General features: G+C 33.6%; 8 protein-coding genes. 3 read left to right on the top strand and 5 right to left on the bottom strand.

Going from position 1 to position 6,112, the window contains the following annotated elements; all coding sequences use genetic code 11:
* Window positions 1-62: 62 nt before the first annotated feature.
* From DIU01_RS09945 to DIU01_RS09935, 3 genes are all read left to right on the top strand, one after another.
* Complete coding sequence (locus DIU01_RS09945) at window positions 63-971, top strand: fumarylacetoacetate hydrolase family protein (RefSeq protein ID WP_290834003.1); 909 nt, start codon at window positions 63-65, stop codon at window positions 969-971.
* A 70-nt stretch (window positions 972-1,041) separates the two neighbouring features.
* The gene (locus DIU01_RS09940) at window positions 1,042-1,788 is read left to right on the top strand and encodes an Asp/Glu racemase (RefSeq protein WP_035127377.1); all 747 of its coding nucleotides are present in this window, start codon (window positions 1,042-1,044) and stop codon (window positions 1,786-1,788) included.
* Between the two features lie 4 nt (window positions 1,789-1,792).
* Window positions 1,793-2,029, top strand: a complete 237-nt coding sequence (locus DIU01_RS09935; protein WP_290833999.1) for a 4a-hydroxytetrahydrobiopterin dehydratase — start codon at window positions 1,793-1,795, stop codon at window positions 2,027-2,029.
* Window positions 2,030-2,214: 185 nt separating this feature from the next.
* Here DIU01_RS09935 and DIU01_RS09930 read toward each other — a convergent pair whose 3' ends face one another.
* The 5 genes from DIU01_RS09930 to DIU01_RS09910 form a co-directional block, all read right to left on the bottom strand.
* Window positions 2,215-3,945: a DUF885 domain-containing protein gene (locus DIU01_RS09930; RefSeq protein ID WP_290833997.1), complete on the bottom strand. Its 1,731-nt coding sequence runs from the start codon at window positions 3,943-3,945 to the stop codon at window positions 2,215-2,217.
* A 169-nt stretch (window positions 3,946-4,114) separates the two neighbouring features.
* The gene (locus DIU01_RS09925) at window positions 4,115-4,750 is read right to left on the bottom strand and encodes a matrixin family metalloprotease (RefSeq protein ID WP_290833996.1); all 636 of its coding nucleotides are present in this window, start codon (window positions 4,748-4,750) and stop codon (window positions 4,115-4,117) included.
* Window positions 4,751-4,817: 67 nt separating this feature from the next.
* A complete protein-coding gene (locus DIU01_RS09920) occupies window positions 4,818-5,051 on the bottom strand; it encodes a hypothetical protein (RefSeq protein WP_290833995.1) in 234 nt (77 codons plus the stop codon).
* A 54-nt stretch (window positions 5,052-5,105) separates the two neighbouring features.
* Complete coding sequence (locus DIU01_RS09915) at window positions 5,106-5,453, bottom strand: hypothetical protein (protein ID WP_290833993.1); 348 nt, start codon at window positions 5,451-5,453, stop codon at window positions 5,106-5,108.
* Between the two features lie 145 nt (window positions 5,454-5,598).
* Complete coding sequence (locus tag DIU01_RS09910; RefSeq protein ID WP_290833992.1) at window positions 5,599-5,823, bottom strand: hypothetical protein; 225 nt, start codon at window positions 5,821-5,823, stop codon at window positions 5,599-5,601.
* Between the last annotated feature and the right edge of the window lie 289 nt (window positions 5,824-6,112).

Genomic DNA, 6,112 nt, shown 5'->3' with positions numbered 1-6,112 from the left:
AGAATATAGAGTATAGAAAATAAACTTTAAACTTGGCGCCTTTGCGTCTTAGCGGCAAACAAATGAAACTACTTACCTACAAAACACAAGACACCGAACCAAGATTAGGCTTCATCCACAACAATCAAGTAATTGACATGGAAGATTTTGGAGAAATATCTAATTTTCCATTACCAAATGATATGTTGGAACTAATCGACATGGGATTTGAAATCATAGCCGAAATAACCGAAATGGTTTCAGAAACACCCGAAAATTTCTTCGAAGAAATCTGTTATGAAATGGACGAAGTAACCATCCTCGCTCCTATCGAAAAACCTAGAAAAAATATCATCGGAATTGGATTGAACTATACAGAACACGTTGCCGAAAGTGCCAGAACATTAGACACAACCGGAAAATTACCGCAAAAACCAATCATATTTTCAAAACCACCAACAACGGTTACAGCCACAAATACAGAAATCATAAAAAACACCAAACTTACCGAACAATTGGATTGGGAAGTGGAATTGGCAGTTGTAATTGGTAAAAAAGGAAAATACGTTTCTAAGGAAGATGCTATGGATTACGTTTTTGGTTATACCGTTATCAACGATATTTCAGCACGTGATTGCCGTCGTGAAGGTCAGTGGATTGTATCAAAAGGACAAGATACCTTTGCACCGATGGGACCAATTTTAGTTACCAAAGACGAAATCGAAAATCCACACAACTTAAACTTATCACTAAAAGTAAACGGCGTTGAAAAACAAAACTCCAATACCAAATTCCTACTTTTCAATATCAATGATTTAATTGAAGATTTAAGTATCGTTTTCACATTAGAACCAGGAGATATAATTGCAACCGGAACTCCATCAGGTGTTGGCGCAGGAAGAAATCCGCAAGAATGGATGTACGATGGCGATGTTGTGGAAGCTACTGTAGAAGGAATTGGAACTATTGTGAATACAGTTAAGGAAATATAAAATTAGTATTCAGTCACAGTTTTCAGTTTTCAGACTGCTAACTGTGACTGAGACTGTAAACTAAATATAAATGAAATACAGAATAGGACAAATAGTTCCATCAAGTAACGTAACGATGGAAACCGAAATACCAGCAATCTTTCGTTCGCGCGAAACCATTTTGCCAGAACGTTTTACCTTCCATTCAAGCAGAATGCGAATGAAAAAAGTAACTAAAGAAGAACTCGAAGCCATGGATGCCATGAGTTTGAAATGTGCTCAAGAACTTTCTGACGCACATGTTGATGTTATGGGTTATGCTTGTTTGGTTGCCATTATGAGTATGGGAAGAGGTTATCATTGCGTTTCTGAAGTGAATTTACATCAGGAAACTGTGGCAAACGACTTTCCTACTCCAATTGTAACTTCAGCAGGAGCTTTAATTAACGGATTGAAGGTTTTGGGAGCGAAACAAATTTCGATAATTACACCTTACATGCGACCTTTAACCGATATGGTTGTAGATTATATCGAACATCAAGGCATCAAAGTAAAAGAAAGTATTGCTTTGGAAATTCCAGATAATTTGGAAGTTGCTGCTCAAAATCCGTTGAATTTATTGGAAATTTACAAGCAATTGGATTTGACTGATGTTGATGTTTTAGTAGTTTCGGCTTGTGTTCAAATGCCATCTTTGGAAGCAATTGATTTAATTCAAGCAGAATGTGGAATTCCGGTTACATCTGCCGCAGTTTGTACTACCTTTGAAATGATGAAGAAACTCGGCATCGAAACCAAATCGGCAATCGGTGGAGAACTTCTAAACGGTAAATACTAAAATCATGGAATGGAACGTAATTGACGGAAAACTAGTAAACAATTTCAAGTTTAAATCGCAAACTGAATTAGCACAATTTCTATTAAAAGTAGCCAATTACGCTGATGAAATCAACCATCATCCCGATTGTAAAATCCATAAAGCATTTCAACTTGAAATCACTTTATACAGTCACGATAAAAATGAAATAACCGATTTAGATCATCAACTGGCCAAAAAAATTGATGATTTATTTAATTAAAACGTAAGGCTATGAAAAACTTAATCGCATTTATTGCCGCTTTTTTTGCCGCAAAAAACACAAAATTTGGATGTTTCGGAACAGTAATCGTTTTTATTGTAGTCTATTGGTTGGTGAAGAAAATTTTATAATTAAAAAAGGAGTTCAAACTATTTGAACTCCTTTTTTATTAGTGGCTAATCGCTTTACTTTTTATCCAACATCAATTCTTTAATATATTTCACTGGTGCGCTTCCGTAACTAAGAAACGTTTCATGGAATTTCTTTAAATCGAATTGGTCGCCATCTTTCTTTTTTAACGTTTCTCTAAAGTCGTAAATCTCGGTGTAACCTGTAAAATACGAACACAATTGCACTTGAGATAACGTTGCGCGTTTCCATTTTCCATCGGCTTCGGCTTGTTGTTGGAAGGCTTCGTTCGTTAGCAAACTAATCGCTTCTTCTTTCGACATATTTTTGGTGTGAACGCTGTAATCTAAAATAGTATTGCACGTAGTTCTCAAATTCCATTTGTAATACATCAACCACATTTCGTCAGAGTTTTTGTAACCACTTTCTAGCATCATTCGTTCGGTGTAAACTGCCCAACCTTCAACCATTGCGCCGTTGCCTAAAATAGATTTTATAATGCTTGGCGATTGATTGCTGTAAACCAATTGCGTGTAATGTCCAGGAACTGCTTCGTGAATGTTTAAAATTTGCAAAATATAATCGTTGTATTCTCTCAAATAACTTTCAGAACGTTCAGCATCCCAACCCGACATGCTTCCCACGTTGTAATATGTATTGGCATTTTTGTCATAAGGTCCAGGCGAAGAAATAGATGCGCCAGCAACACCAGCCATATAATCAGGTTCTTTGCGAACAACTAATGGTTTTGATGGATCTATATAAAGTAAGTTTTTCGCTTTTACATAAGCCGTAAGTTCTGGAATTTGCTTTTCTATTTCCGATTGGAATTTTTCTGGTGAAGTATGTTGTAACGATATTTTATCTATTACTTGACGGATAACTTGCAATTTATCAGTAGGTTTTGGAGCTGAACCCATGTATTTTGACCATAATTTATCGGCTAAAACAAACATCTTTTCGTGTAAGTCTTTCTTGTGATTTATTGCTTTCTGATAAATTTCATCGGCTGAATAACTTGATTGAATGTCGAAATCAAATTTCTTAGCATACAATTCTTTTCCTAATCGAAATGATCTTGGTGTTTTGTTATCTAATTTCTGCAACCAATCAGCATAACTTTTTATCGCTGCAACCGATTTTTGTGCTTTATCCAAAATAGCCGATTTCTCTGTTTCCGATAATTTACTTTTGTCTAAAGACGCTTTTAAATCAGATTCAAATACTGAAATACCACCTAAATTTTGATCGATGGCTAATTGCGTATGTTCAATTGTTGGATTTTTGATATTCGCTTTTGCAGCTTCATAATACGCCGGAATATTGTCCATTTTAGTTCCGAAATTCTTCAATCGGGTTTCTAAAGTGTCATAACTTCCGTTTAATATTTCAGCAAATGCGCCACAAACATTATAGTCTGAAGGATTCCAAGTATCTGATTTTAATTCGTTTATCGAAAAAAGAGAACTTTCTGCATAATTCTTAATCATGTAGAAATCTGTTTTATTATTATCCGATAAATTGTCTATCGAATAGGTTTCTAACGAATCTAAATTGGCTTTAGCAAAATCCACCAATTTCTTAGAATAATCGGCATTTGGAACCACCAAAACGCTATCGTATTTGTGAAATCCTACATTCGAAGCCCAACCCGGATTGAGTTTCCACAAATTGTCCACGAAGTTTTTTTTGTAATTTTCAAAATCGGCATCGGTTTTAACGCGCTCCTCTTTCTTGCAAGAAGCAAATAAAAAAACCAGACTTAAAGCCACAATACTTTTTTTCATATATGTAAAATTTGATTTGTTAGAGGTCATATATGGTATCGCCTTTTATTTATTGGTGTTTGTTTGCAACAAACTTGTTGTTAATAGCGATTTCATAAAAATAATTTAATACGCTAAGATATACTATTTTACTGTTTATTTAAAAAAAAAGTTTTGGTTAGAACAGCGTTTATTCAATTTTCAATTGTGTTTTACATTTGCTACACAATTCCATTTTTTCGGTATCAATGGTACTGATTTTCTCTGCTGCGCTTGTCATAACACAATGTGTATTCTCGCAATGTGGCAAACCTAAATTATGTCCGAATTCATGAATAACCACTTTTTTAAAGCGTTCTAATTCTAGTTTTTTATCTTTATTTTTTAATCGGAAGTTTGATATTATCGAACTTTTACCCGGACAATACGCCAAACCCATAACGCCAAAATCATTGTATTTCCATTCGGGTTTTTTAATGGTTCCATCTTTTTCTTTTTTAGTAACCGAGACATCTTTAGTAGTCAATCCCATTACAAAATCTAAAGAATCGGGTTTGTTTCTATTTTGAATTCTAATGATACTATCGGCACGATATCTTGGCGATTTAATGTTTATAAAAGCCGATTTCGGAAGGTCTTTTGGTGGAAGAATCGTCGTTTGAATTAAATAAAAATCTTCAATTGTTTTGGACAGAATCGCAACTTGCTCGTTAGAAATTCCTTTGTACGGAATGATTCCAACAATTTTATTTTCAATTGCTTTTTTAGAACCAGTTTCAGAACAGGATAAAAACACTACGCAAAGTAAAAATACTATTCTTTTCATATATCGATTTTAAACAAAAAAAGACACAATAATTGTGCCTTTATATTTACTTAAACCGCTATTAAATTTAATTCAACGGCAATTTTAATAGATCTATCTTCAACTGCAAATGATTGGACAAAATTTGAAACGGACTCAACGCTTGCAGTTCTTTATCTGATGTAGCATAATCGATTAAATCATTGACTTTTTCTGTGACTTCCGAAAGTTTCATTGCTGCTTCCATCGGTTTTTTCTGTGCGATTAAATCAATCACTTCTTGGTATTTAATCTTCAATTCTCCTAGTGCATTTGCATCCATCTTGATTGTTTTTTAATCTATTACTGAACTCTTTGAATTGATTCGACGGTATACTTATAATTCTTCCTTTTTTCTACTATGCTTTAAATGTACCATCGTTGCAATTAAAAAGCCAATTCCAGCAAGGCCGGTTATGTAAGGTAAGAATGTTTTTCCTTCAATGAAATAAACGTAGGTTGTCAAGAAAAGTGCGATACTTTCAAATAAATGCATTCCAATAGCTAGAAAGTGATTGCTTCTTTTTACTGTTTTTTGATAGATAAAATAGCCTAAAGCTACTATTCCCATGAGTAAGATAATCCATCCAATTAAATTGTAATGATGCGCAATTTTATCATAACCTTTCGGAATTAATATTAGGGCAACAAACAAGTGTTGAAGTGATTGTAACCTAGTTTTCATTTTGCTATCCATGCCGAAAATTTTTATAAAGTTGCAATTAAATTCCATGAAAACAAAAAGTAGTACTGACTTTTATTTGAAATCAGTCACTATTTGAAAAACACTTTATAGTTTACCTAACTTATTTCTTAACAAAAAGTTATCGTTACTTCGCCTCTTTCCTACCTCTTTGAATTTCTTCAAATGTACTGCATTTTACTATTTCTTCTTCATCAAAAATCAGCATTGGTAAATGTATGAAATCTACTTCAGACAAATCTTCTTTCAGATAAAACGCAATGTCATCCAAATTATAAAACCACTCTTTATCATATTTTACTTTATGAATCGTGGCGTCTTCCAATAATAATTTTTCAATTAAAGGTTTCATTGTGATACTTTAGTAATTATACTTTTCTCGAATATAAAACGGTTCTCGATACATTTTTTGAATATAAAACGGTTCTCGATACATTTTTTGTTCCGTTGCTCTCCACAAAAAACACTCGAACTGACGAAATCTCGATACATTTTTTGTTCCGTTGCTCTCCACAAAAAACACTCGAACTGACGAACGGTACCTACGTTTATTTTAGAACATAGATTTAAGTAATTTCTCAGATTTCTCGGATTACTCCAATCTACGTTCCTCTTATTTTTTTTGAACACAGATTTAAGAA

The sequence above is a fragment of the Flavobacterium sp. genome, assembly GCF_003525665.1.
Classification (GTDB): Bacteria; Bacteroidota; Bacteroidia; order Flavobacteriales; family Flavobacteriaceae; genus Flavobacterium.
This window is presented reverse-complemented; position numbering and strand designations above follow the sequence as displayed.

What these genes read in the sequence shown, in the direction of transcription:
- DIU01_RS09930 (WP_290833997.1), bottom strand. Translation starts at nt 3,945, where the DNA reads ATGAAAAAAAGTATTGTGGCTTTAAGTCTGGTTTTTTTATTTGCTTCT.
- DIU01_RS09915 (WP_290833993.1), bottom strand. Translation starts at nt 5,453, where the DNA reads ATGAAAACTAGGTTACAATCACTTCAACACTTGTTTGTTGCCCTAATA.
- DIU01_RS09910 (WP_290833992.1), bottom strand. Translation starts at nt 5,823, where the DNA reads ATGAAACCTTTAATTGAAAAATTATTATTGGAAGACGCCACGATTCAT.
- DIU01_RS09935 (WP_290833999.1), top strand. Translation starts at nt 1,793, where the DNA reads ATGGAATGGAACGTAATTGACGGAAAACTAGTAAACAATTTCAAGTTT.
- DIU01_RS09940 (WP_035127377.1), top strand. Translation starts at nt 1,042, where the DNA reads ATGAAATACAGAATAGGACAAATAGTTCCATCAAGTAACGTAACGATG.
- DIU01_RS09945 (WP_290834003.1), top strand. Translation starts at nt 63, where the DNA reads ATGAAACTACTTACCTACAAAACACAAGACACCGAACCAAGATTAGGC.
- DIU01_RS09925 (WP_290833996.1), bottom strand. Translation starts at nt 4,750, where the DNA reads ATGAAAAGAATAGTATTTTTACTTTGCGTAGTGTTTTTATCCTGTTCT.
- DIU01_RS09920 (WP_290833995.1), bottom strand. Translation starts at nt 5,051, where the DNA reads ATGGATGCAAATGCACTAGGAGAATTGAAGATTAAATACCAAGAAGTG.